The 24750-nt window shown below is 55.2% G+C and carries 24 protein-coding genes and 1 tRNA gene; 10 read left to right on the top strand and 15 right to left on the bottom strand.

Features of this window, described 5'->3' with window-relative positions; translation table 11 throughout:
* Positions 1 to 53 precede the first annotated feature (53 nt).
* Together ACYSMN_RS04450 and ACYSMN_RS04455 are read left to right on the top strand one after the other, a co-directional pair.
* Positions 54 to 2471: a DUF349 domain-containing protein gene (locus ACYSMN_RS04450; RefSeq protein ID WP_488922644.1), complete on the top strand. Its 2418-nt coding sequence runs from the start codon at positions 54 to 56 to the stop codon at positions 2469 to 2471.
* Between the two features lie 143 nt (positions 2472 to 2614).
* Positions 2615 to 2848 (top strand): DUF551 domain-containing protein, encoded by a 234-nt coding sequence (locus ACYSMN_RS04455; RefSeq protein ID WP_488922645.1) that lies wholly within the window; start codon positions 2615 to 2617, stop codon positions 2846 to 2848.
* A 116-nt stretch (positions 2849 to 2964) separates the two neighbouring features.
* On the opposite strand, the gene ACYSMN_RS04460 is transcribed toward ACYSMN_RS04455, so the two are convergent.
* A complete protein-coding gene (locus tag ACYSMN_RS04460) occupies positions 2965 to 3219 on the bottom strand; it encodes a hypothetical protein (protein WP_488922646.1) in 255 nt (84 codons plus the stop codon).
* Between the two features lie 797 nt (positions 3220 to 4016).
* Positions 4017 to 4089: transfer RNA gene (locus ACYSMN_RS04465), tRNA-Thr, on the bottom strand.
* A 392-nt stretch (positions 4090 to 4481) separates the two neighbouring features.
* Here ACYSMN_RS04465 and ACYSMN_RS04470 point away from each other — a divergent pair.
* The 4 genes from ACYSMN_RS04470 (at position 4482) to ACYSMN_RS04485 (ending at position 9466) form a co-directional block, all read left to right on the top strand.
* Positions 4482 to 5141 (top strand): HD domain-containing protein, encoded by a 660-nt coding sequence (locus ACYSMN_RS04470; protein ID WP_488922647.1) that lies wholly within the window; start codon positions 4482 to 4484, stop codon positions 5139 to 5141.
* A gap of 185 nt (positions 5142 to 5326) precedes the next feature.
* Positions 5327 to 5485: a hypothetical protein gene (locus ACYSMN_RS04475; RefSeq protein ID WP_488922648.1), complete on the top strand. Its 159-nt coding sequence runs from the start codon at positions 5327 to 5329 to the stop codon at positions 5483 to 5485.
* A 123-nt stretch (positions 5486 to 5608) separates the two neighbouring features.
* Entirely contained in the window at positions 5609 to 8167 is a 2559-nt protein-coding gene (gene gyrA, locus ACYSMN_RS04480) for a DNA gyrase subunit A (protein ID WP_488922649.1), read from the top strand.
* Between the two features lie 153 nt (positions 8168 to 8320).
* Positions 8321 to 9466: a tetratricopeptide repeat protein gene (locus ACYSMN_RS04485; protein ID WP_488922650.1), complete on the top strand. Its 1146-nt coding sequence runs from the start codon at positions 8321 to 8323 to the stop codon at positions 9464 to 9466.
* Positions 9467 to 9665: 199 nt separating this feature from the next.
* On the opposite strand, the gene ACYSMN_RS04490 is transcribed toward ACYSMN_RS04485, so the two are convergent.
* A complete protein-coding gene (locus ACYSMN_RS04490) occupies positions 9666 to 10028 on the bottom strand; it encodes a GNAT family N-acetyltransferase (protein WP_488922781.1) in 363 nt (120 codons plus the stop codon).
* A 566-nt stretch (positions 10029 to 10594) separates the two neighbouring features.
* Here ACYSMN_RS04490 and ACYSMN_RS04495 point away from each other — a divergent pair.
* Positions 10595 to 11725: a hypothetical protein gene (locus ACYSMN_RS04495; RefSeq protein ID WP_488922651.1), complete on the top strand. Its 1131-nt coding sequence runs from the start codon at positions 10595 to 10597 to the stop codon at positions 11723 to 11725.
* Positions 11726 to 11812: 87 nt separating this feature from the next.
* On the opposite strand, the gene hisIE is transcribed toward ACYSMN_RS04495, so the two are convergent.
* From hisIE to ACYSMN_RS04550, 11 genes are all read right to left on the bottom strand, one after another.
* A complete protein-coding gene (gene hisIE / locus ACYSMN_RS04500) occupies positions 11813 to 12460 on the bottom strand; it encodes a bifunctional phosphoribosyl-AMP cyclohydrolase/phosphoribosyl-ATP diphosphatase HisIE (RefSeq protein WP_488922652.1) in 648 nt (215 codons plus the stop codon).
* A 71-nt stretch (positions 12461 to 12531) separates the two neighbouring features.
* The gene (gene hisF, locus ACYSMN_RS04505) at positions 12532 to 13290 is read right to left on the bottom strand and encodes an imidazole glycerol phosphate synthase subunit HisF (RefSeq protein ID WP_488922653.1); all 759 of its coding nucleotides are present in this window, start codon (positions 13288 to 13290) and stop codon (positions 12532 to 12534) included.
* A gap of 31 nt (positions 13291 to 13321) precedes the next feature.
* Positions 13322 to 14038 (bottom strand): 1-(5-phosphoribosyl)-5-[(5-phosphoribosylamino)methylideneamino]imidazole-4-carboxamide isomerase, encoded by a 717-nt coding sequence (hisA, locus tag ACYSMN_RS04510; protein WP_488922654.1) that lies wholly within the window; start codon positions 14036 to 14038, stop codon positions 13322 to 13324.
* A 52-nt stretch (positions 14039 to 14090) separates the two neighbouring features.
* On the bottom strand, positions 14091 to 14678 hold the full coding sequence (gene hisH / locus ACYSMN_RS04515) for an imidazole glycerol phosphate synthase subunit HisH (protein WP_488922655.1): 588 nt from the start codon (positions 14676 to 14678) through the stop codon (positions 14091 to 14093).
* A 166-nt stretch (positions 14679 to 14844) separates the two neighbouring features.
* The gene (hisB, locus tag ACYSMN_RS04520) at positions 14845 to 15957 is read right to left on the bottom strand and encodes a bifunctional histidinol-phosphatase/imidazoleglycerol-phosphate dehydratase HisB (RefSeq protein ID WP_488922656.1); all 1113 of its coding nucleotides are present in this window, start codon (positions 15955 to 15957) and stop codon (positions 14845 to 14847) included.
* Between the two features lie 68 nt (positions 15958 to 16025).
* Positions 16026 to 16784 carry a tRNA(His) guanylyltransferase Thg1 family protein gene (locus ACYSMN_RS04525; RefSeq protein ID WP_488922657.1) on the bottom strand — a complete coding sequence of 253 codons (759 nt, stop codon included), beginning with the start codon at positions 16782 to 16784 and terminating at the stop codon, positions 16026 to 16028.
* Positions 16774 to 17223, bottom strand: coding sequence for an AAA family ATPase (locus ACYSMN_RS04530; RefSeq protein ID WP_488922658.1), 450 nt, complete (start codon positions 17221 to 17223; stop codon positions 16774 to 16776). The genes ACYSMN_RS04525 and ACYSMN_RS04530 overlap by 11 nt, the downstream gene beginning before the upstream one ends.
* 8 nt (positions 17224 to 17231) lie before the next feature.
* Positions 17232 to 18293: a histidinol-phosphate transaminase gene (hisC, locus tag ACYSMN_RS04535; RefSeq protein WP_488922659.1), complete on the bottom strand. Its 1062-nt coding sequence runs from the start codon at positions 18291 to 18293 to the stop codon at positions 17232 to 17234.
* Between the two features lie 85 nt (positions 18294 to 18378).
* On the bottom strand, positions 18379 to 19674 hold the full coding sequence (gene hisD, locus ACYSMN_RS04540; RefSeq protein WP_488922660.1) for a histidinol dehydrogenase: 1296 nt from the start codon (positions 19672 to 19674) through the stop codon (positions 18379 to 18381).
* Between the two features lie 116 nt (positions 19675 to 19790).
* Positions 19791 to 20642: an ATP phosphoribosyltransferase gene (gene hisG / locus ACYSMN_RS04545; RefSeq protein WP_488922661.1), complete on the bottom strand. Its 852-nt coding sequence runs from the start codon at positions 20640 to 20642 to the stop codon at positions 19791 to 19793.
* Positions 20643 to 20829: 187 nt separating this feature from the next.
* Entirely contained in the window at positions 20830 to 20955 is a 126-nt protein-coding gene (locus ACYSMN_RS04550) for a hypothetical protein (protein ID WP_488922662.1), read from the bottom strand.
* Positions 20956 to 21195: 240 nt separating this feature from the next.
* On the opposite strand from ACYSMN_RS04550, the gene ACYSMN_RS04555 reads away from it, so the two are divergent.
* The 3 genes from ACYSMN_RS04555 to ACYSMN_RS04565 all read left to right on the top strand — a co-directional run bounded on the left by ACYSMN_RS04555 (position 21196) and on the right by ACYSMN_RS04565 (position 23677).
* Positions 21196 to 22125 carry a DUF2911 domain-containing protein gene (locus ACYSMN_RS04555; RefSeq protein WP_488922782.1) on the top strand — a complete coding sequence of 310 codons (930 nt, stop codon included), beginning with the start codon at positions 21196 to 21198 and terminating at the stop codon, positions 22123 to 22125.
* Positions 22126 to 22209: 84 nt separating this feature from the next.
* Positions 22210 to 22776 (top strand): Crp/Fnr family transcriptional regulator, encoded by a 567-nt coding sequence (locus ACYSMN_RS04560; RefSeq protein ID WP_488922663.1) that lies wholly within the window; start codon positions 22210 to 22212, stop codon positions 22774 to 22776.
* 175 nt (positions 22777 to 22951) lie between these two features.
* Entirely contained in the window at positions 22952 to 23677 is a 726-nt protein-coding gene (locus ACYSMN_RS04565; protein ID WP_488922783.1) for a sterol desaturase family protein, read from the top strand.
* 300 nt (positions 23678 to 23977) lie between these two features.
* On the opposite strand, the gene ACYSMN_RS04570 is transcribed toward ACYSMN_RS04565, so the two are convergent.
* Entirely contained in the window at positions 23978 to 24739 is a 762-nt protein-coding gene (locus ACYSMN_RS04570) for an SDR family oxidoreductase (protein ID WP_488922664.1), read from the bottom strand.
* Positions 24740 to 24750: the final 11 nt, after the last annotated feature.

Here is a 24750-nt window from a genome sequence, read left to right on the forward strand (position 1 = left end):
TTGTCCGCCACCCTCACTTTCCACAAACTGGTCGGGCCTTTTCTCCTGAATCCATGCTACCTGAAAACGACAACCCCGCCCCCACGAACTCCGACGCTAACGCGGAGTCGCCGATGAGTATTCTGGAGCGCCGCCTGGCCGAAATCCGGTCCAACCAGGAAGATAATCCGACGCCACCACCCGCCGACATCACCGAACGGCCCGCCACCGAAATCTATCCGCAGCCAGAGCAGCCCGCCGGGGCCGGCACCGCCGAAACGCCCGCGCAGGCAGCTCCCACGGCCGAGCCAGCCTCCGTTACGCCAGAGTCTGTGGCTCCACCCGCTCCCGCTCATGACGCATCCGTCTCCGAGTCGCAGGCTCGGGCTGAAGACCATTACGGCGAAGCCAACCCGGGCGTGGCCAGCGCCCACGCTCAAGAGGCTCTGCCATTTATTTCGGCGGCTTCCGTTGCCGAAACGCCGGCCACAACGCCGGAATCCGAAGTCTTGGTTTTCAATGATGAAGCTCTAGCCCCAACTGCATCTGCCGTTACTCCAGAGCCAGAAGCCTTAGCCGGTTCTGCCGAGCCTACAGCTAATGTAACCGATACTCCCGACCCCGATCTGCCTACCGCTAACCTGCACACGGCTACGGAAATTGAAGCAGCGCCCGAAGGCATAGCTACGCTGCCTACTTCCTCGGAAACCCCGGCCACACCCGAAAATACCGCTCCCGAGGCAGTACATACCAGCGAAGAGGAAGAGGAGTTCGTGCCCGAAACAGCAGCTCCCGACTTCGCCACGCTCGATTTGCCCGCCCAGAGTGCTTACCTGCTCACGCTGCTACGCCGTCCCGACGCCCGTCAGAACCGCAAGCAAATCACCGACCTTTACCGCCAGTACGACGCGGCGGTGCAGGCCGACCGCAATGCCACTCGGCAGCGCTTCGTCGAAGCCGGCAACGAGGGCGACGACTCTGCTTACGCTGGTCCCGAAGGCCATCAGGAGCTAAGCAAAATCATGCAGGAGTTCCGCGACAGCCGGGTACGCGATGCGAAAGCGGAAGATGAACAGCGGGCCCGTAACTTGCTACATAAGCAGCACTTATTGTCGCAATTGCGGACGTTGGTGGAGTCGTCCGAAACCAAGGACAGCTCGGCCCGCATCAAGGCCCTGCAAAACGACTGGAAAGCCACTGGCCCCGTGCCGCAGAAAGATGCGCAGGAGCTGTGGAATTCCTACCACGCTCTGCTTGATATCTTCTACAACAACCGCGGCCTGTTCTTCGAAATGAAGGAGCTAGACCGCCGCCGCAACCTCGAAGCCAAAGAGGCACTTATTACGCGGGCCGAGGCATTGGCCGGGCAGTCGAGCATCAACAAAGCCCTCACCGATCTGCGGCAGCTCCACGAGGAGTGGAAGCACATCGGGCCCGTGCCGAACGAGCAGCGGGAGCCACTGTGGCAGCGGTTCTTGCAAGCCTCTGAGCAAGTACACAACCGTAAAAAGGAATTTCTCGACAGTCGCTCGGCGCAGGAAAATGCCAACCTCACCCGCAAATCTGCATTGCTGGATCAAATCAAGCCCTTCGGTGAATTCCATACCGAGCGCGTAAACGAGTGGCGCGCTAAAACCGACGAGCTGCAAAAGCTCAAGGAAGAGTGGGACGCCGCTGGCCTCGTACCTCGCGACAAGGCTGAAGTCATGAACAAGCAGTTCTGGGGGGCTTACAAAGGATTCTTCCAGCGCAAAAACCAGTTCTTTAAGGCCCTCGACGAAGAGAAAAACGCCAATCTTAAGCGCAAGCTGGAGTTAATAGAACAAGCCGAGGCCGCGCTAGCCAATCCGGACTGGGAGCAGGGCCGTGAAATCGTAATTCGTCTCCAAAAAGATTGGAAAACCATTGGCCGCGTGCCCGAAAAGCAGTCCGACAAAGTATGGAATCGGTTCCGTACGGCTTGTGACGCCTTCTTCGACCGCAAAAACCAGGAGCAGAAGCAGCGCCAGGAAAAAGTTCAGCAGCTCAACCAGGAGCAAACGAATTACCTCACTCAATTAGCCGAAAGCATTGCCGCGCTTTCCACCGACGAGCCGGGTACGCTCGAAGGATTCCGGCAACATGTGCAGGAATGGCAGGCCTTCGGGGCCACCGAGCGGGCCGATGAACGTTTTCAAAGCCTCATGGGCAAGTACCTCGACACCGTTCCGGGGCTGCCTTACGACGAACGTGCTACCTTGCTCTTCAACTTGCAAGTGGACCGCCTCAAAGCCAGTCCTGACGCGCAGCAACAATTGTATAAAAAGGAACAAGCGTTGCGTCGTGAAATAAACGAGTTGGAAAATGATATTTCCACTCTCAAAACCAATCTAGAGTTTTTTGCTCGTTCTAAAAATGCAGCTCAGCTCCGCGAGGAATATCAAGGCCGCATCGACGAAGCACAACGCCGCATTGAAGCCTTAAAAAAGCAATTGCGAGCGGTGCGCAGCTAAGCTTAACTTAGATTGTCACTTAGGCGTAGAGGGGCATCGGGCTTGTAGTTCGATGCCCTTTCTGCTGCTCCCGAATTGAAATAAAGTTGTCGGCGGTAATAGTGAATACGAACGGTTATACATTTCCTGAAACGCGACTTCTCATGACTTTTGCCGGTCAACCTTGGATTTTGCGGACTGCTCAATTACCGGAGCCAAATCAGCAGGTGCTCGTGTATGCTCCTTCTTCGTGGCAGGATATCACAGTGGCCACTTATAAACCCGACAACGGTGGCGCAAAACACATGTTTGTAAAACCCGACCACCAAGGAATAAATCGTTATATCAAAGGCGTAACGCATTGGATGCCTCTGCCAGCTCCACCACTTCTGCAATAGAACTTCCTCCACAAAATAGCAGTAACAGTTGAAGCACTGAACTTGAACACATCAACCAGGAATAAAAAAAGCGCTGCATGTGCAACGCTTTTTTTATTCCTGGTTGATGTGTATTGTTATGCAGCTGGGGTTGCATTCTTAGGCTTGCGGCCGCGCTTAGCTCCACCAGGCGTTACGGTGCGTTGTTTACGCTCCTTCACCACTGGCTGATAGTCATCAGCTAGGATGTTATCCATCTCTTCTACGGCTTGGTTGAGAGTGCGAATGGCAGCTGAAACGCCGCGTAGAGCCTTGCGAAGGTCTTTCTTTACGATGTCGCTATTTTTAGCGCTTTTGAGGACTTCTTCGAGTTGGCTAAGGTCTAATGCCATGGTGCAGTGAATTAAGAGGTGAAGGAGAGACGTTGGTTTTAATTGCGTCCGGTACAAACCTACCGGAATATTTTTTATTACGCCAAACGCGTAAGTTCTGGTTATAATTTATTTTAAAAAATGCCGCTAATATCGCCCCAAGCCATAGTTACATAAGAAAAAATACGCTGAGAAAAGCAGTCATACGTCTTCAATTCTGATTTTGTAACAATCATACGCTGATGCATAAAGCAGCTAATGAGCCTGTATCGATGAACACAAAATCTATGAATAAGTTGTCATCCTTGCTTCGTTACGAAGCAAAAGTGAGCTAAACGGGTCGCTTTGTGGAGTCTATTTGTCAAATAAAATAATGTGATAAAATCTACGAGTTATACTACAACCACCAGTTGACTCTATTCTTGAATGGCGGGAAAACGCTCACATTATCGCTTGGTTTCTGTGTGTAGTACTGCTTTTTTACTTGCCGAGGTGTAGGTGTTCCTTCTTCTGTTAACGTTTCTTAAACCATCAAGAAGGTATTGTCTAGCCAATAGAGAACTTGAACTGAATTAATATGAAGTATAATCTCTAGTTGTAGCTAGAATGTCAACTGCGGAGCTAGTTTTTTTACTAGTAGTAGACTAGGTCTGTCGTTATACGGGCCCGTTTCTACCTTCACTGAACAAAATAATTCAAGGATTCTTCTTTCGTAGTGTAAGTGTGGTTAGTGATACAGCTGCGAGTGTGGTTAAACAGAAAACGCCCAAAACATCTTTTCTCGAAGAGATGTTTTGGGCGTTTAAATTCAGTAAAAGAGCCCCCTGCCGGGATCGAACCAGCGACCTACTGATTACAAGTCAGTTGCTCTACCAGCTGAGCTAAGGAGGCGAATGGTGCTGCAAAACTACAGGCTGTTGCCGTTTTTTCAAGTCTCCAATGAAAAAAAATTTGAAAATTCTTTATCGCCTTAATAGTAAAAAGTAAATGTGTAGGCACAGTTTCACCGTTGCGAAAGTCTTGAAATAGCAAGAATGGCTTTTCTTGCTGACGCAGCGCCGAGTGTGAATAATGACAATCAATTTAGGTGTAGTGATACTTTTTAGAAATGATTGGGTGTGGTAGAATAAGAATCTATAGTATTGTGCCTGCCAGATTACCATGATAATGAGCTAGCTATGTTGTGGGTAAGCACCCGAGTAGGAGAGGAGGTTAATTTTCTGGTCTTCGTGTTGTTGCTTTGTAATACCCGACACCTCTTTTCTCACTTATCCTTCTGTAGCTTGAATACTGATCTGATTGCTCGTACCGCAGATTTCGTTCGTGAGAAGTTCCTGCACGAAGGCTCCGGCCACGACTGGGAACACATTCGCCGAGTATGGCAAGTGGCCCGCGGTCTAGCGCAAAACACGCCAACTGCTAATGTCACAATCACTGAGCTAGGGGCGTTGCTCCACGACGTCGCCGATTGGAAGTTTCACGACGGCGACGAAGAGGCTGGCCCGCGGGCAGCTCGGGCCTGGCTGGAGAGCCAGCAAACCGAGGAGAGCATTATTCAGGCTGTCGAAAAGATTATTCGTGAGGTCAGCTTCAAGGGCCTAGGAGTGCCTACTCCCATGAGTACGGTTGAAGGAGCCCTAGTACAAGATGCCGACCGCCTAGATGCCATTGGGGCTATTGGTGTGGCGCGGGCTTTTGCTTACGGTGGTCATAAAGGCCGCCCGCTTCACGACCCAGCTATTGCGCCGGTTGAGCACGCGTCGTTTGAGAGCTACAAGCGGAACACCGCGCCTACCATCAATCATTTCTACGAGAAACTCCTGCATCTGCGGGAACGGCTGCATACCCCAGCGGCTCGCCGCGTAGCCGAGCAGCGTCATGCTTTCATGGAAACGTTTCTGACGCAGTTTTTGCGCGAGTGGGAGGGAAGGGACTTGGTTTGAGGAGACTGCTCCAGGTGGAGTGCTAGGCGTTAGGAGTTTGTTTGGCGCAACTGGTAAGCAACAATTTATAACTCCCACTGCGTAACCAATATCTTTGCTGCATGACATTTCGCCTACTTATCGCCCGGTTGCTGCTACCGTTGCTTGTTTTGGTCGCTGTTTCCTCTTGCCGCAATTGTCCCATCATGTCGTGCCATACGCGCAAGGTGCATTTTCACGACGGCGTAAAATACCGGGGCCAACCATTATTCAAAAAGCAGAACCCGGCTATCGGCGAAAAAATCAAAACCTACAACCCCAAATCCGGCAAGCACAAGGCCGATAAAAGTAAGCCGTTACATTAGGCTTAATAGGGGTAAAATCTAGGAAAAACAGGGTTTTTTGCCTATCTTGCAGGCTTAACGCAACCTTCATTCACGGTGCCGGAGCTGCGTTTGCGCAGTGGCCGGCCTCCTCAAATTCTCCCTATGGCGGAAGGCGAAAAAATCATTCCGATTAACATCGAAGACGAGATGCGCGGCGCCTACATCGATTACTCGATGTCGGTTATCATCTCCCGGGCCCTGCCCGATGTGCGCGACGGCCTCAAACCCGTGCACCGGCGTGTGCTTTACGGCATGAGCGAGCTGGGTGTATCCTACAATAAGTCCTACAAAAAATCCGCCCGTATTGTGGGGGAGGTGCTAGGCAAGTACCATCCCCACGGCGACAGTTCCGTGTACGATACGATGGTGCGCATGGCCCAGGATTGGAGCCTGCGCTACCCACTCGTAGACGGCCAAGGTAACTTTGGTAGCATCGATGGCGACTCGCCGGCCGCCATGCGCTACACCGAGGCCCGCCTCAAGCGGCTAGCCGACGAGATGCTCGGCGACCTTGACAAGGATACGGTTGACTTCCAGCCGAACTTTGACGATTCACTGGAAGAGCCGAGCGTGATGCCGGCCAAATTTCCCAACCTGCTCGTTAACGGTACGACGGGTATTGCCGTGGGTATGGCCACCAACATGGCGCCCCATAACCTGACGGAAGTGGTAAGCGGCATTATTGCTTACCTCGATAATACCGACATTACCATTGCTGAGCTCATGGAGCACGTGCTGGCGCCGGACTTCCCGACGGGTGGTACTATCTATGGCTACGAAGGAGTGAAGCAAGCCTTCGAAACCGGCCGCGGCCGGGTGGTAGTGCGCGCTAAAGCCCACTACGAAACCTTGCCTAGCGGCAAAGAGCAGATCATCATCACCGAAATTCCCTACATGGTGAATAAGGCGGCGATGATTGAGCGGACAGCGGCCCTCATCAACGAGAAGAAGATTGAAGGCATTTCTGACTTGCGCGACGAGTCGGACCGCGACGGCATGCGCATCGTGTATGACCTGAAGCGCGACGCCATGCCGAATGTGGTGCTCAACCAGCTCTACCGTTACACGCAGCTCCAGTCGTCGTTTGGCGTCAACAATGTGGCCCTGGTAAAAGGTCGCCCGATGACGCTGAACCTGAAAGATCTGATTCAGCACTTCGTAGAGCACCGCGGCGACGTAGTAGTGCGTCGGACTCGTTTTGAGTTGGCGGAAGCGCAAAAGCGAGCCCATATCCTCGAAGGTCTGCTCATCGCACTAGATCACTTGGATGAGGTTATCGCGCTCATTCGTGGTTCGCGCGACGGGGAAGTTGCCCGGATGCAGCTCATTGAGCGTTTCTCCCTCAGCGAAGTGCAAGCCCGCGCCATCTTGGATATGCGTCTGCAGCGCCTCACAGGGCTGGAGCGCGACAAGATCGTGCAGGAGTACGATGAGTTGATGAAACTCATTGACTATCTGAAGTCGGTGCTGGCCTCGGAAGAACTGCAGCGGCAGATCATCAAGGATGAGTTGATTGATATTCGGGAGCGGTACGGTGATAAGCGCCGGACAGCTATCGAATACGCCGGTGGCGATTTCTCGATGGAAGATATGATTGCCGACGAGAGCATGGTTATCACCATCTCCAACGACGGCTATATCAAGCGCACGCCTTTGGCCGAATATCGTTCGCAGGGGCGGGGCGGGGTAGGTGCGCGGGGCGCGGCTTCCAAGCAAGATGACTTCACCGAACACCTTTTCGTAGCTACCACCCACGAATACCTGCTGTTCTTTACGGAGCTGGGCCGGGTGTTCTGGCTGAAAGTTTACGAAGTACCAGAAGGAGGGAAGGCTGCCAAAGGTCGTCCTATTCAGAACCTCATCGAGATTCCGCGCGAAGATTCCATCCGTTCTGTCCTCAACGTACGCGGCCTCCGCGACCCAGATTATTTGGAGAACACCTACCTGATGTTCTGCACGGAGCAAGGTACGGTGAAGAAAACGCCCCTGGAAGCTTATTCGCGGCCGCGTGCGGCGGGTATCAACGCCATCACCATCAATGATGGTGACCGGCTGCTTGATGTGCGACTAACTAACGGCAACTCCGAAATCGTGGTAGCGCTACGTTCCGGTCGGGCCGTACGCTTCCCCGAAAGCAAGGTGCGCTCTATGGGTCGCACTGCCGCTGGGGTACGCGGCATCACGCTGGCCGACGAAACGGACCGGGTGGTAGGTATGGTCTGTGTGTCAGATCCAACCCAGGAACTGTTGGTAGTGTCTGAAAATGGCTACGGCAAACGGTCGGAGTTGGAAGAATACCGCATCACCAACCGGGGTGGCAAAGGTGTTCGGGCGATGAAAATCACCGAAAAAACGGGTGCCCTCGTTGCTATTAAGGACGTGAATGATACCGATGATTTGATGATCATCAATAAATCGGGCATCACTATTCGTCTGCGAGTTGCTGATTTGCGCATCATTGGTCGGGCCACGCAAGGCGTACGGCTGCTGAAGATCAGCGAAGGCGATGAAATATCGTCGGTGGCGAAAGTGGCCGCTGAGGATGATAAAGAGCTTGACGCTATAGTGGGCGATGAAACCGTTGTACCCGCATCGGATGGAGTGGCGACGGTAGATGAGCTAACTTCGCTCACCGATACGGATGCTCTGAGCGACAATTAACTGATGATACAAGACGAGAGGCTGGTTGTAAGACCAGCCTCTCGCTTGAAAAGCTGAAGCGAAGGCCAACCGAACTTCACGCTAAATTTTCCCGTTTCCTGAACAATTCCTTCCTTTCTTTTTCACCTGAACATTCTTCAGACAAACCTCCCTATGAAGAAGCTACTTCTGACGCTTGTCGCCGCGGCGGCTCTTACTTCCGCTTCGGCCCAGAACTCGGCCGTTACCAATGCCATCCTGAACCAGCGCCAGGGCCTGCTCGACAAAGCCCGCACCGATATTGACAAGGCTGTTCAGAACGAGAAAACCTCGACTAAAGCCAAAACCTGGTACACGCGCGGCGAGATTTACGAGGCTATGGCTGCTAGCCCCATTTACAGCAAGTCGCTGAGTGCGGGTGAAGGTACCAAAGTTGCTTTTGAGTCTTACAAAAAAGCCATCGAACTCGATGGGAAAGATGGCGAGTTCGGTAAGCAAGCTACCGGTAAACTCGACAACCTATATGGTATGGCCCTCAATGCCGGAGTAGAAAACTACAACGGCAAAAACTACGACGAAGCCATCAAAGCTTACAAAATGGCCCAGCAAATTCGTCCGCAAGACACGACGGCGTATTTGTATGCTGCTTACGCGGCTGAGGCTAAGCAGGACTTCGCTGGGGCCAAGTCCACTTATGGGCAGTTGGTAGCCATGAACTATAAGTCGCCGCAGATGTACGGTCGGATGCTGCAAATCGCGCGACAAGAGAAGAATGACCAAGAAGCTATGAAAGTTGTGGAGCAAGCTTTGAAAGCTTATCCCAACAACAAAGCGTTTATGTTGGAGGAACTCAACATGTACCTGAGCGCCGGCCGCGGCAAGGAGGCGTTGAGCAAAATAGACCGGGCAATTGAGGCCGACCCAACCAACTCCAATTTATACGCGGTCAAAGGCTCCATTCTGGATCAAGATAAGCAGCCGGAGGAAGCGTTGAAAGCATATCGCAAAGCGGTGGAAGTGGACCCGAATAACTTTGACGCAAACTTCAACCTGGGTGTCTACAACTACAACAAAGCCGCCGACCTGTACACGAAGGCCAGCAAAATGGACCTGGCAACGTATCAGAAGTCAGGCAAGAAGTTCGAGGCGGATGGGAAGAAGTATTTCCAAGACTCGTTACCGTACTTCGAAAAAGCGTTGGCCGCTCAGCCAGAAGACAAGGCTACCATCACTTCACTTGGCAAGGTATATACTAAGTTAGGTCGCAATGCTGATGCTGAGCGTATGAACGCAAAGCTTGATGCACTAAACAAAAAATAACCTGTTTGTTTAAATAGGGGAGAGATACAAACAGCCCGGGCCACAATCCGGGTTGTTTTATAATATATTACTTAACATAATGTAAATTATAAGACAATAATAAAGGAACCTGGAGGACCCCTCGTAAGTATAGTAGCTCGTCTGTGTTCTGCGGCTCGACAGTTACTATACGTTGAAGATTCTTCACACGACTACTAGGTCATTGATTTGTTTGTCGCAAATCCGTTTCTAAAATGGCAAAGAAATAGTTATCCACCCAGTTTCCTCTAATGGGTAAGACTTTCCGTTTGCATCCTTCTCTCGTCATACCAACTTTTTCCAGCACTCGAATGGAGGCCACATTTTCTACAGCACAGCCGGCTTCAATACGGGGAAGATGCAACTGGTGAAACCCGAATTTCAGTAGCTCAGTTAGTGCTTCGGTTGTGAATCCTTGGCCCCAATGAGCTGGCAAAACTTTATACCAGACCTCTGCATTTTTAAGATGTGCCTTTCCAATGATCAAAGCAATTAGGTCAATAAATTCATTGGTGTCTAAACGCTGAACATAGAAAACGTAGATGGGTCGAGGAAATACGTGTTGTTGAACAAGCTAGTCACTTAACAGACGCTCAGTTGCTGCTACGCTATCAGGAAGGCCTAGTGTATTGAACTCGTCTACCTCTGGTGAAGAGTGTAGTTCGTGAACCGAGGTTAAGTCAGCCAAGGATAGTTCCCGCAAGTATAGACGTGTGGTTTGAAGTTCCATATTATAGGATTAGCAAGATTTGATTATTGACAAAGTAATGAAAGGCTAAGTAATGCCACGGGCCTCGCTCCTGCTATTTGCTTCACTCCTGTTGCGGACGTGCTTTTATAAGGCCTATTTAGCCTTCATAGCATCATGTAGAAATTTGAGTAAGCAAACCAGGAATCAAGCTTTGTTCCTGTTTCAGTGAGCCGATAAAGGATGCTATAATCGTATCAATGGCGCCTACCTCCTGCCCTAGCCCGCCCCAACGTTAGTTTGGTATATAAATTAAGAAGGGCTGGCGGTGTTATTATGTGAGTATAAATAGGGGTTGTTTTAATAATAAGTAATTCAAAGTATAAAAAAGTACAAAAGGTATAATAAAGTATAACTTTTGTATGCGTTTTTATACTTTATTATACTTTATACTACTATTTCATGCTGTTATATTTATTACCTTTACTTTTGTACTTACTCGTCTTCTTATGCCCAAGACCATTGACTATCCCCGCACTAGTTACCAGAGTGCTTGGGAAGTAGCAGAAGTTGTTGATGATACTGGAGGGAAATGCTCACTGGAAACTTGTGCCCGTAAACTGAATCGCAAGGTTAGTGGGTCATTCAAAGCTATCCTTGGCTCTGCTGTCAAGTTTGGCCTACTGACTAGCAAACGGGAGTTACTTACTACCACGAATCTTTTCCGACGCATTAAGCACGCTTATGACAAACAGGAAGAGATGCTTTATCACAGAGAAGCGTTTCTGCACCCGCCATTGTTCACTCAGATATGCCGCAAGTTTCGTAATCGCGAACTACCGGTGCACATGTTCGATATAATGCTTATTCGAGAGTTTGGCGTGGAGGAGATTAATGCCCAAAACGTCGCAAAGGCTTTCGTAGAGGGAGCTCGGATGGCTGGTATTATAGATGAGCGCAATGTAATCGCTGATGTCGACCAGCTCGCCGCTCAACAAGGCCCACGTCGGGAGTTGGCAGCCGGTGAGATGCCCCTTAACCTATTTAAGGGCACCGACACTTCCCATCTGTCTACTCCTGCCAGCTTACCCAACACGTTAGCACAAGTTTCTAACCCCATCTTAGACCAACCCAACAAAGCAACGGCTCCTAGTATATCCTCAAGCCAGGAGTTTGTACCCCAACCTACTCCTCAATCCCACCCTGCAGAGGATGCCGAAGACCATGACCCAGTATCAGCTTTATTTGGCTTAAACTCTTCCGCATCGCCCTCTACCGTTCGCTCTCAGCCAACAGCAGGACCAGCAGAAGTATTTAGAGGACCCACTGCGACTCTTCCCGATAACTTGTCCTCCCAGCCGCGGCAATCGGCACCACCTACCCGCCAAGCTCCTCAGGAGCCGAGTGCAGCCTTACCGGAGGCTTCCGCACCAAGCTATTTGGTGCGTATCAGTGGGCCAGGAGTGGATACGCAACTCCAAATTCAAGATGTCGATGATTTAGAGATAGTCCGAATTCTGCTGGAGAAGATTCGTAAACAGCTCAATTCCTGATAATTGTATTTTAGATATAATGGTTAATAAGAAAATCCCCGGTTCACAAAATGAACCGGGGATTTATAAATAGCTGCTCACACAATATTAGTTTTCTCTACGCAAGCCTTGGGAGATGGTTCCGTGTCGTTCCTGCAACACAGCTATCACATCTTCTAATGACAAGCCGGAAGCAGCCAGCAGTACCAACAAATGGTAAAGCAGATCGGCCGCTTCTCCTGTGAGTCCTTCACGGTTACCAGCCACAGCGTCAATAACGGTTTCTACGGCCTCCTCTCCTACTTTCTGGGCAATTTTTGGGATACCCTTGCGAAATAGCGAGGCAGTGTACGAGTTTGGTTCTTCCTGGGGAAACTGCTGCCGCCGCTGAATCAGCCGTTCCAACTCGGCAACGAAACCAACCGGAGCGGCCGGGTAAGCCGTTTGATCCCGTTGCTCGAAGCAGCTGGTAGTACCCCGGTGGCACGTTGGGCCGTCGGGGATGGCGCGGATGAGAAGGCTGTCCTGGTCGCAATCGAGATGCTGGCTCACTACAGTCAAGTAGTTGCCGCTGGTTTCGCCCTTGGTCCAGAGCTGCTGGCGGGAACGGGAGAAGAAGGTAACTCGCCCCGTTTGCTGCGTGATGCGCAAGGCTTCTTCATTTTGGTAGCCCAGCATAAGTACCTGCCCAGTCTGTGCGTCCTGCACGATAACGGGAATGAGGCCATCGGGCATTTTCTGGAAATCAGGTTGCATCGTACAAGCAATTCGTAAGGTTGAAGACGGAGTGTTCGATCCGCCGGGAAGGTGCGTGCTTATATTACCTATTACAGACGTACTGGGATACCCTCCTGGCGTAGCTGTTCCTTGAGGGCCTGAATTCCTACTTCGCCGAAGTGAAAGATGCTGGCCGCCAATCCGGCATCGGCGTGGGCCTGCTGAAATACGTTCGTGAAATCCTGAATAGAGCCAGCCCCCCCGGAAGCCACCACCGGCACTGATACGGCCCGGCTCACGGCACCGGTGAGGTCGAGGGCGAAGCCGCCCTTGGTACCATCGTTGCTCATACTGGTGAGCAAGATTTCGCCCGCGCCCCGGTCGGCTACCTCCCGGCACCAAGCCAGCGCGTCGCGGCCGGTGTTGTGGGTGCCGGCACGGGTGTATATCTGCCAGCCGTCGGCATCATTATAGCGCGCGTCGGCAGCCACCACGATACACTGGGAGCCAAAGCGAGTAGCCAGCTCATCAATCAACTCAGGACGGGCCAAAGCGGCGGAATTGATACTGGCCTTATCGGCGCCATTGAGTAGCAGAGCCTCCACATCCTGCACCGTCCCAATACCCCCACCCACCGTGAAGGGAATGTCCAGCTCGCGGGCCACGTCACGCACTAGGGCTACCAACGTGGCCCGTTTCTGGTTGGTGGCCGTGATGTCGAGAAATACGAGCTCATCGGCCCCCTCGCGGGCGTAGCGGGCAGCCAGGGCCACCGGGTCACCAGCGTCGCGTAAACCTTCAAAGCGGATCCCTTTCACGGTACGGCCGTCTTTCACGTCGAGGCAGGGAATGATTCGTTTGGTTAACATAAGATCAGTGGTTTCGTTCTGGACCTTGTTTTTAGAGCCAGGGCTGTAAGTCACTCAGGGTAATGGTGCCTTCGTAGATGGCTTTGCCGACAATGGCTCCATGCATGCCAATGGCAGCCAGAGCTTCCAAGTCGGCTACCGTAGTTACCCCACCACTGGCGATAAGCTGGCACTGGGGCAACTGTTGGCGCAACTGCTCATACGCCTGCAATGAAGGGCCTTGTAGCTTGCCATCCTTGCTGACATCAGTGCAAATGAAGGTTGTAGCGCCTTGGTGCAGGTAGTCGGCCACGAACTCACGCAAGGTGCGCTCACTCTGCTCGGCCCAGGCGTTAATGGAAATGTGATTGTCGCGGAAATCAGCTCCCACGATGATGCGCTCCGGGCCGAAGGAGCGGAGCCACCCCCCCACCGTCTCGGGCTCCCGGACGGCGATGCTGCCGGCCGTAATCTGGCTGGCCCCGGCGTCGAAGGCCTGGCGCACTGCGGCTTCACTTTGGAGCCCCCCCCCGAAGTCAATGACCAAGTTAGTATGACGGGCAATCTGCTCCAGCACGGGTAGATTGACGGGCTGGCGGGCACGGGCCCCATCCAGGTCCACTAGGTGCAAGCGGCGCACGCCCTGCTGCTCGAAGCGCTGGGCCACAGCCAAAGGGTCGTTGTCGTAGGTGGTTTGCTGGGCGAAGTCGCCTTCGGTGAGGCGCACGCACTGGCCATTAATCAAGTCAATGGCGGGGATGATGTCCATGAGGGTGTCTTAGGTAAGGCAATTAGGATTCCGCTTGGTGCTTCCCTTCTTTCTACAGCTTCAGAAAGTTTTCCAGAATACGGGCTCCTACGGGGCCGCTCTTCTCGGTGTGGAACTGCACGGCGTAGAAATTCTCGTGCTGCACGGCGGCACTAAAGGGCGCGGGATACTCCGCCTGGGCGATGGTGTAGTCGCCTACAGGAGCGTAGTAGCTGTGCACGAAATACACGTAATCCTGCTCCGCTAGTCCAGCGAACAAGGGCGAGCGAAGGGCTTGGAGATTGTTCCACCCCATGTGCGGCACCTTATAGTCGGGAACGGTTGGAAAGCGCACTACGTCGAAGGGAAGGATGCCGAGCAGGTCTGTTTGGCCTTCCTCGCTGTAGCAGCCCAGCAACTGCATACCCAGGCAGATACCGAGGAAGGGTTGCTTCAAGGTGGGCAAGAGCTTATCGAGACCTTGGGCGCGTAGTTCACGCATGGCGGAGGAAGCTTCGCCCTCACCCGGAAACAAGATTCGGTCGGCCGTTTGAATGACTTCGGAATCGGCCGTGAGAGTAGCCGCTATACCTAGCCGTTCCAGCGCGAACAGCACCGACTGCACGTTTCCACCTTTGTAGTCAATGACTGCTATTTTCATTTGGAGAAACAACTTAAGAAGCGAAAGCTGATGCTACTTTATTCATTTGTATAACAAAGAGAGGCTCCTTTATTTATATTTTTGAAGCCATCTGTAGTATTCGACAAATAACCCGTAATCAACCTACAGGGGACTTTACTCATATGTTTAAACAAATGGGTAATAATCATAGAACGCCTTTCGTGCTCGGTATTTCCATGCGGCTGGCGTCTCGTACTAACGCCATCTTGATGGACTTGGCCACGGCTTTGAAAATGGCTTCAATCTTATGGTGTTCATTTTGTCCTTGCGCTTTAATGTTGAGGTTACAGCGGGCCGCATCGGAGAAGCTTTTGAAGAAATGGTAAAACATTTCCGTGGGCATGTCTCCTACCCGCTCTCGTTTAAACTCTGCCTCCCATACCAGCCATGGCCGACCCGAGAAGTCGATGGCGGCTTGCGCTAGCACATCATCCATGGGAAGCAGGAAACCGTAGCGCGCCATACCCCGCTTATCGCCGAGGGCTTGCGTGAAGGCTTCGCCCAGGGCAATGGCAGTGTCTTCGATGGTGTGGTGCTCGTCGATGTGCAGGTCGCCTTGCACGGTTATATTCATATCGACACCGGAGTGCTTGCTGAGTTGGTCGAGCATATGGTCGAAGAAACCGAGGCCGGTGTGCATCTGCGGGCGGCCGTTGCCATCGAGGTTGAGTTCGATGCGGATTTTGGTTTCGTTGGTATCGCGCTGGACCAGGGCCGTACGGGCGGGCAGGCGGAGGAATTGGTAAATGGCGTCCCAACTCATGGTAGTAAGAGCCGCTCGCGCATCCTCCTCCCCTGCCGGGCGCAACAAAATAGACTGGCACCCTAAGTTTTGGGCTAGCTCCACATCCGTCAGCCGGTCGCCAATAACGAAGGAATTGGGCAGGTCGTAGCCGCTAGCCTCGCCGAGATATTGCTGGAGCATGCCGGTGCCCGGCTTACGAGTGGGCAGATTCTCGTGCGGAAAACTGCGGTCGATATGTTCCCGAACGAACTCGACGCCTTCGGAACGCAGGATGTCCAGCATCATGTGGTGTGCCGGCCAGAACGTATCTTCTGGAAAGCTGGCTGTGCCTAAGCCATCCTGGTTGCTCACCAATACCAGCTCGTAGTCAAGCTCGCGGGCAATACGGGCTAGGCCGGTAATAGCGCCGGGCACAAACTGAAACTTCTCGCGGCTCAGGGAATCAACCTGAAAATCCGTGGGCGGCTCAATAAGAATGGTGCCGTCGCGGTCGATGAAGAGGACTTTTTTCATGGGGTGAAAGGTACCGCTGGATGGAGGAAAGAAAACCGGCGGAGAAAACGTAGAGTAAAAAACAAACCCTAGGCCGTGAGCAGAGAACGGACGAACGTATCGTAGGCTTCACCCAACGGCAGCTCGAGGTTGCTGGTCAGACGACGCCGGCTCGTTTCGACTGGTTGTTGCGTGATTGGGTTTATACTTTCCTTGGTATATGCCTCCCAGTACAACCCGACTCCTCGCTTCTGCCAGGCCGGCAAGTCATTGAAGTTAATGCCATGGCCGAACAACAACTCGTGCTTATTGGCTGTACTCAGGCCTGTAACCTTGGCCGTTGCTTCGGCCACCGTCTGGCCCTGTTTGCGCAGCAACCAGTAGCAATGAGCGCTGAGCGAGTTGCGGCCGGCATCTTCCTGGCGCCAGCGGAAATAATCCACGACATCCTGCTGACGCGGTAGCTGGGAAATACGGCAGTCGAATACGCCCATGGAACCGAGCAGCAGAGAGAACCGCGCCGAGGCCTCCCCTGCCAACACCGAAATATACTTGCGCAGCTTGCGGCCGAAAGAGTCTTCGTCGGGGTGTAGCAACAGAGAGATTTCGTCGCTCTGGGTATAGCCGTACACCATGCGGAAGCCACATTCCAACAAGTGGTGCGTTGTTTCGGTCATATGGTCGCGCATCCGCTCATCGAAGGGCGCCTCAAAAGGGTGGATTTCTTTGGTCAGGCGCGTGAAGCCGCGGCCGTCCAAGCGGGCTACTAGGTAGAGGCCGGGCAGGGCGCAATGGTCGTGGGCGGTTTCGAACACGCGCAGCCGCGCGTCCAGGTCGTCAAATTTCATCTTGCCAGTCGTTGATTTCAAATTCCTGATTGCCCAGGGCCCGCACGAAGTACAGCCGGTCGAAGCCTTCGGCGCGCGTGGGTACCTCCAGGCGGTTGCGAGTAGCGCGGATGCCTTTATCGGGCACTTGCCGCTCGGCGGGGCGTAGTTGGTTGCGCTCCAATGCCTCCCGCGCCACCGACTGGAAAAAGTAACCGACGATTTCGAAGCCGGCGGCGCGAGCGGGCTCTAGATACAGGGCCCGCTCCGCGCGGGAGGGATTGGTATTGTCGATTACACAGCGCATCTGCGTTTCCAGGCACAGCTGCAACAGCCGCCGCTCCCGATGGCGCGTGCGCAACAGATCCAAGCTGATGCGCACGTGAGAATGGAAGAAGTGCTGCTGGTAGAAGGTCGATTTGCCCGTGGCCTGAATACCGCAGAAAAGGATAAGCTGCATACGAGTGATTAGCCAGCCGAAACGTCGAACGTGCGCAGGGCTTCCACCAGCTGCTCGTTTTCCTGAGTGGTACCCACCGTGAGGCGGAGCGTGCCGGCGCAGCCAGGCTGGGTGGTCCGGTTGCGCACCACAATGCCTTTCCCGAGCAAGTAGTCATAGACCGCCGTGGCGTCGGGGCGGAAACGGACCAGCAGGAAGTTGGCATCGGACGGAAACACTTCCTCCACGATGGGCACGGCGGGTAGTTGCCCGGCCAGCCAGTCGCGGCCTTGCAGCAATTGTTGGCGCATCTGCGTAAAGCGTGGCGCGTCGTGCAGGGCCTGGAGGGCGTGTTGCTGCGTCGCCTCCGACACATTATAAGGAGGCTTGATTTTATTGAGATAGCCGATGACTTCCGGCGAGGCGAAGGCCATACCGAGCCGCAGACCCGCCAGCCCCCAGGCTTTGGAGAAAGTTTGGAGCACGACCAGGTTGGGAAACTCAGTTAGACGGGTGGTCCAGCTTGGGGAGGTGGCAAAGTCGGCGTAGGCTTCATCCACGACTACCAGCCCGCGGAAGCCGCGCAACACTTCCTCCACGGGCTGCTGGTGCAGCAGGTTACCGGTGGGGTTATTGGGCGAGCACAGAAACACGATTTTAGCGTCGGAGGCCACAATGCCGGCTACGGTTGCCGGGGAAAGCTGGAAGTCGGGCGTCAGGGGCAGCCGCTCGATGCGCACGTCGTTGAGGTTGGCCGCCACTTCGTACATGCCGTAGGTGGGCGGCAGAATCAGGATGCTGTCCTGGCCGGGTACGCACACCAGGCGCACGAGCAGGTCGATGGCTTCGTCGGAACCGTTGCCGAGGAAGATCTGGGCGGGCTCCACTCCTTTCAGCCGGGCCAGCTCGGCTTTCACGGCGCGCTGCTGCGGATCGGGGTAGCGGTTGAACCGCTCGGGGCCAGCGCTGCCTAGGCTGTTCTCGTTGGCGTCGAGCATGACATGGGCTTCGCCCTGAAATTCGTCGCGGGCGGAGGAATACGGTTTCATGGCCCGGACGTTGGGCCGCACCAGGCTATCTATTGTAGACATGATCTAGACAGGAGAAATGAGACGTGAGAAGTTAGACTCGTTCGAGGGCAGCAATAGGGCAGCCGACTGTGCCGGAGTGAGTCAATCAATTCTGTTCCAAGGATGCCAGACGGAGCGTGATGGCGCGGGCGTGGGCGCGCAGGCCCTCGGCTTCGGCCATGATTTCGACCACCGGGCCTAGCGTACGCAAGCCTTCGGCGGAAACTCGCTGGAAAGTGATTTTCTTCAGGAAGGAATCCAGCGACACGCCGCTGTAGTTGCGGGCGTAGCCGTTGGTGGGCAGCGTGTGGTTGGTGCCCGAAGCGTAGTCGCCGGCGGCTTCCGGGGTGAGGTGACCCAGGAACACCGAGCCCGCGCTGGTGACGCCCGCGGCCAAGTCCTCCGGGTTGCGGACGGCCAGAATGAGGTGCTCGGGAGCGTACTGATTGGAGAAGTAGAGCATTTCCTCGGGCGTGCGCAACAGAATTGCCCGGCTTTCCTGCAGGGCGTGCGCGGCTACTTCGGCGCGGGGCAGTTCGCGCAGCTGGCGCGCTACTTCGGCCCGCGTGGCTTCCAGCACGGCGCTCGAATCGGAGAGCAGAATCACCTGGGAATCGGGACCGTGTTCGGCCTGGCTGAGCAAATCCGCCGCCACAAATGCCGGGTTAGCCGATTCATCGGCGATGATAAGCACCTCGGAAGGACCCGCAGGCATATCAATAGCTACCCCGTAGCGGGTGGCCAGCTGCTTGGCCGCCGTTACATAGCGGTTACCGGGCCCGAAAATCTTATCCACGGCCGGCACCGACTCCGTGCCGCCGCTGAGCGCCGCCACGGCTTGCGCCCCACCGGCCTTGATGATGGTGGTAATACCTAGCAGTTGCGCCGTGAACAGGATAACGGCATTCACGGAACCGTCCTGCTGCGGAGGCGTGCAGAGCACCACCTCCGGGCAGCCCGCCAACCTGGCCGGTACCCCCAACATGAGCAAGGTGCTAAACAACGGCGCCGTCCCGCCCGGAATGTAGAGCCCCACGCGCTGCACGGGCACCGCGCGGCGCCAGCACATTACGCCGGGCATAGTTTCTACGTGCTCTTCCTGCGGACGCTGGGCTTCGTGAAAGCGTAGAATGTTGGCGTGGGCCTGTCGAATGGCATTTTGGAGCTCGGCAGGTACCTGCGCCGCGGCGGCCTCCAGTTCGTCGGCACTCACCCGCAGCCCCCCGGACACGTCGGCGCCGTCGAAGCGCTGGGCGTATTCCACCAGGGCCGCGTCGCCGCGCTGGCGCACGTCTTCGAATATCTGCCGCACCCGCTGCTCGACATCCTGGGCCTGCTGGGTGGCGGCCCGCTGCTGCAAGGTCGGCCATTCCGCCTGCGCCGGGTATTGAAAAAGTTGCATGGAGTTAAATGGTTGCATTGTTGAATGGTTAAATGGCTGTATTATTCAACGGTTGAATGCTTATTCAGCGGACCGTCAGAACGGCCAACCATGTAACAATTCAACCATTAAGCCATTTAACTAATCATCTTCTCGATGGGCAGGACCAGGATGCCCTCGGCGCCGACGGCTTTGAGCTGGCCGGTGATGTGCCAGAAATCGTCCTCGTTCACCACCGACTGCACCGACACCCAGCCTTTTTCGGCCAGCGGCGTCACGGTTGGGGACTTAATGCCGGGCAGTAGGGCCTTCACGGCATCCAGTGACGCGGCGGGCGCGTTTAGCAGGATGTATTTGTTGCGGCGGGCGCGGCGCACGGCCTGCATTCGAAACTGCAACTGCTCCAGTAATTCACGCTTTTCGGCGCTCAGGGTTTGATGCGCGATGAGCACGGCTTCGGAACGGAACACGGTTTCCACTTCGCGCAGGCCATTGCCGAGCAGCGTGGACCCACTGCTCACGATGTCGCAGATGGCTTCGGCCAACCCGATACTGGGCGCTATTTCCACGGAGCCGCTAATGGTGTGCAGGTTGGCCCGCACGCCCCGCTCGGCGAGGTAGTTGCCCAGAATCTCGGGGTACGAGGTGGCAATGCTCTTGCCTTGCAGATCCTGCACGGAATCGTAGGCGGCGGAGCGGGGTACGGCCAGGCTCAGGCGGCACTTACTGAAGCCCAGACCCTCGATTTCCAGGTGGGGCAGGCCGGCTTCCACCAATACGTTTTGGCCCACAATGCCCAGGTCCGCCACGCCGTCCTGCACGTAGCCGGGAATATCGTCGTCGCGCAGGTAGAGGATTTCGAGCGGGAAATTGGTGGCTTCGGTTTTGAGCTTGTACGACGAGCTCAGGAAGCTGATACCGCACTCCCGAATCAGGTTCAGGGAGTCTTCGCTAAGGCGGCCGGACTTCTGGATGGCCAGACGGAGCATATGCGTTTAATGAAGAATGAAGAATTAGGAATTGACTTCTCTTTTCTAATTCGGGGGGCTGGGAAACTACTGGGGAGCAAGCTCGGCGGGGTTGGGTAGCGGCAATACGCTGCCGGGGCCACCTGGTTGCGGGGGCCGGGGAACCAAAGCGGTTCGCCCAACGGGACAATATGCGTGTGTTATTCCTCTAAAAAGAGGAATGGTGCCCGTGCTGATGATGATGCGCCGCGCGCAGCCCAACCGTAGCTCCGCCGTGGGCGGAAGCAGCCAGGGGGCTGGTGATGCTGAAGAAAAGCGCGGCCGATGCGGGCATAGAAGCAGAGTTGCGGGGCAAAACTACACGGTAAACGCGCGAAACGAAATTTTATCCGGAAAAAATTCGCCGGAACCCGGACCTTTACGCGCCCGTTGGGTGACCAACGACTTTTGGCATCATTGTTTCTGCAGCGTCCAAAGTCGGTTTTTCTGGCCGTTCTATTTCTCTCCTACGCCTATTGCCCTTATGCTTGGTCCGCTTTTTCGCTCTCTTTTGCCTGGTGTCTGTAGCGTGCTGATGACTTTCGGCGCCGTTTCCGTCGCGTACGGACAAACTCCCAGCACCCCCACACCACCCACACCCACCCCAACTACCGCGCCCGCCAACTCCGCGGCCCCAGCTACAGGCATGGCGCAACCCCCGGCTTCCCTCCTGCCGCTGCCCCAAGCCAGTCCGCACGTGGTGCTCACTCATACTATTGGTTTGTCCGAGGCTACCGTCGATTACCACGCGCCCAGCGTCCGGAACCGGGTGATCTGGGAGGGGCTGGTACCGTACAACCAGATCTGGCGAGCGGGGGCCAACGAAAACACGGTCATCACCTTTTCGGATACCGTGCGCATTAATGGCAAGACCCTGCCGGCCGGCAAGTATTCCTTCTACATCTTCGCGCGCTCCGACCAGGACTGGGACTTGGTATTCAACCGGGTTACCACGCACTGGGGCACGGAGGGCTACGACGAGAAAGACGACGTGCTGCGCGTGCCGGTGGTGCCCGAGGCTTCTGACTTCCACGAAACGCTACTCTACTGGTTTTCCGACGTGAAAACGGGCAGCGCCCACCTCAACCTGAGCTGGGAGAAAAAGACGGTTAGCTTCGTCATTGACACCGACGTGCAAAACCGCGTGGCCGCCGCCATCGAAAAGGCCGTGGCCGAGCGGCCCGGCGACTGGCAGCTGTTGGCCCAGGCCGCCGACTACCTCGTGCAAAACAACCTGCACCCCGAACGCGCGCTCTACTTCATCAACGAGTCTATTCGGCTGCGCGACGTGTACACCAACAACTGGATCAAAGCCCGCCTCTTGGCTTCCAAGCTCGATTTTGACACGGCCATCGTCTACGGCCGCAAGGCCATCAAGCTCGGCGACAAAGACGACGCCAACTTCAAATCCCAGTTGCCGTCCATGCGCGTCTCCTTGATCGAGTGGCAGGGCAAGGCGTATTAACGAGTGTAGACAGACTACTAACCCGGAAGAAAGAGCAGGCCAAAGGCCTGCTCTTTCGTTTCTTCTGGCTTAAACTATCCCCGTATGGAATCTTTTCTGCAAGTATGTGAGGCGATTCATCCGTTATCAGAGCCGTTGCGGGAGGCGCTGCGGGCCTTAGTGCGGCGCGAGACCTACCCGCGCCGCCAGGTGCTGCTGCACCCAGGGCAGGTGGCCGGGCGGCTATACTTTGTGGAGACGGGCGTGGTGCGGGGCTATTACCTGCACGAGGGCAAGGAGGTATCGTCGTGGTTTATGGGGCAAGGAGACTTTGTGGTGTCTATTCTGAGCTTTTTCTCGCGGCAACCCTCGCACGAATACGTCGAGCTGTTAGCCGACTGCGTACTGTGGTCGTTGTCATGGGAGCAGATGCAGCAGCTGTACCGGCAGTTCCCGGAGTTCAACTTTGTGGGTCGGGTGCTTACTGAGCGGTATTACGTGCTCAGTGAGCAACGCGCGCTGCACCTGCGAATGCTGCCGGCCACCGAGCGGTATCAACTCCTGTTGCGCGACTTCCCTGCCATCTTCCAGCACGTGCCACTCAAACACATTGCCAGCCACCTGCGCCTGACGCCCGAAACGCTCAGCCGCCTGCGCCGCCGTATTCTCTGATACTTTCCGCCAGGTTATCAGTCCGGCTACATTCTTGATCTACATCAAGAGAGAGTCGGTACAGGGGCGGCACCTTTGGGCATGGTTTCACTTAGCCCTTTGCCTCATGCCTACCCCTTCATTGTTGCTTGCTTTGCTTCCCAGCTTCTCTTTGCCTTCCGTGGCATTACCACCCATGCTGGGCTACATTCTCCTGGCATTTGTCGGCTGCTTCATTCTTGAACGTCTTGTTCCTGGCTGGCCACTGCCCCGCGTGGCCAGTTGGCCCTTTCGGGTGCTGGCTATCAACCTGGCCCAGCTGGGGGTGGTACTGCTGGCGGGGCTGAGCTGGGAAAAATGGTTGTCGGCATACTCGGTGTTTCACCTTTCTGCGTACGTGGGACCAGTGGCGGGAGGCGTGCTGGCCTACGTAGTGGCTACGTTCGTGTTTTACTGGTGGCACCGCTGGCGCCACACCATGGACTTTCTGTGGCGGCACTTTCACCAGATTCACCACAGCCCGCAACGCATCGAGGTTATCACCTCTTTCTACAAACATCCGCTGGAAATGACCGTCAACTCCATTATTGGGGGCCTACTGGTGTACACCTTGCTAGGGCTGAGCCCGGCGGCCGGGGCAGTGTACACGCTCTGCACGGCACTGGGCGAGTTTTTCTACCACACCAACGTACGTACGCCGCAGTGGATTGGCTACGTGTTTCAGCGGCCCGAAATGCACCGCGTTCATCACGAGTACCAGAAGCACAGCCACAACTACGGCGACCTGCCTCTCTGGGACTGGCTGTTTGGCACCTATCATAACCCGCGGGAGTTCCGCGCCAGCTGCGGCTTCGACGATGAGAAAGAACAGCAACTGCTGCCTATGCTCCTGTTCCGAGACGTCCACGAGAACGAGAAGTAGACGATGGTTGGTGCAGCAGTGAGCTATAAGGGCTCTCAGGTCCATGTCGTCTCTTAGAAGCTGTTTGAGTTAGCTAACCAACTCCTATTGACCGTCATGCTGAGCTTGTCGAAGCATCTCTACCGAACGATTTTAGCCGGATGAAGCGGTAGAGATGCTTCGACAAGCTCAGCATGACATTCGGAAGCTAACTTAAACAGCTTTTTAGGGGCGATGTAGCCCTTCAGTAGACGCCTACCGCTGACAGGAACTGCGGCATAGAGAGCAAGTACGACGGTCAACCCAAGTGCTTTCCAGATTTCACAGCCGCACCTTGGCGTTCAGCTTCTTGAAGATGAAAGCAGGGGCTAAGCGACTCATTCGCAGCAGCAGTTTCACCATCCCCACGGGCACCAGCGTTTGGTTGCCCAGCCAGGCTTGCCAGAAAGCGTTGGCTACAGCCTCGGGGGAAATGGTGGCGGTAGTTTCGTGACGGGCGGCCCGGGCCCCGTGGTCGAGGTCGGTGTCTACGGCCGGGGGCAGCACGTCAAACACCTGCACCAGCGTGCCGCGCAGCTGCTGCTGCAGGCAGCGGGTGTAGGCGTGCAAAGCTGCTTTGGTGGCGCTGTACACCGGCATGGCCGCCACCGGCACGATGCCCAGCCCGGAGCCGACGTTCACCACCGCCGCCGTGGGGCGAGAAAGCAAGTGCGGCAGCAGTTGCGCCGTCAGATGCAGTACGGCCGTCAGGTTGATGCTGATTTCGGTGTCAGCGGCCGCCAGGGCCGCTTCGCCGGCCCGCAGGTCGATGCGATGCTGCACGCCCGCGTTGTTTACGAGCACGTTCAGGTTGGGGTGCTCGCGCAGGGCCCAGGCGACCAGCGCGGCGCGGTCGGTTGGGTTGGCTACATCAGCTACGAAGGTGTGCAGCCGGGGCTCTAGTTGTTGGGCTTCGGCCAAGGCGGAAGCGCGCCGCCCACAAATAAGAACTGTGTTGCCCGCGCCGGCAAAGCGGCGAGCCAGCGCCAGGCCGATGCCCGTAGCACCGCCGGTAATAAGCACCGTATGATTGGTTGCGTCCATTAAAGAGAGAG

Source organism: Hymenobacter sp. M1-2, from assembly GCF_057808495.1.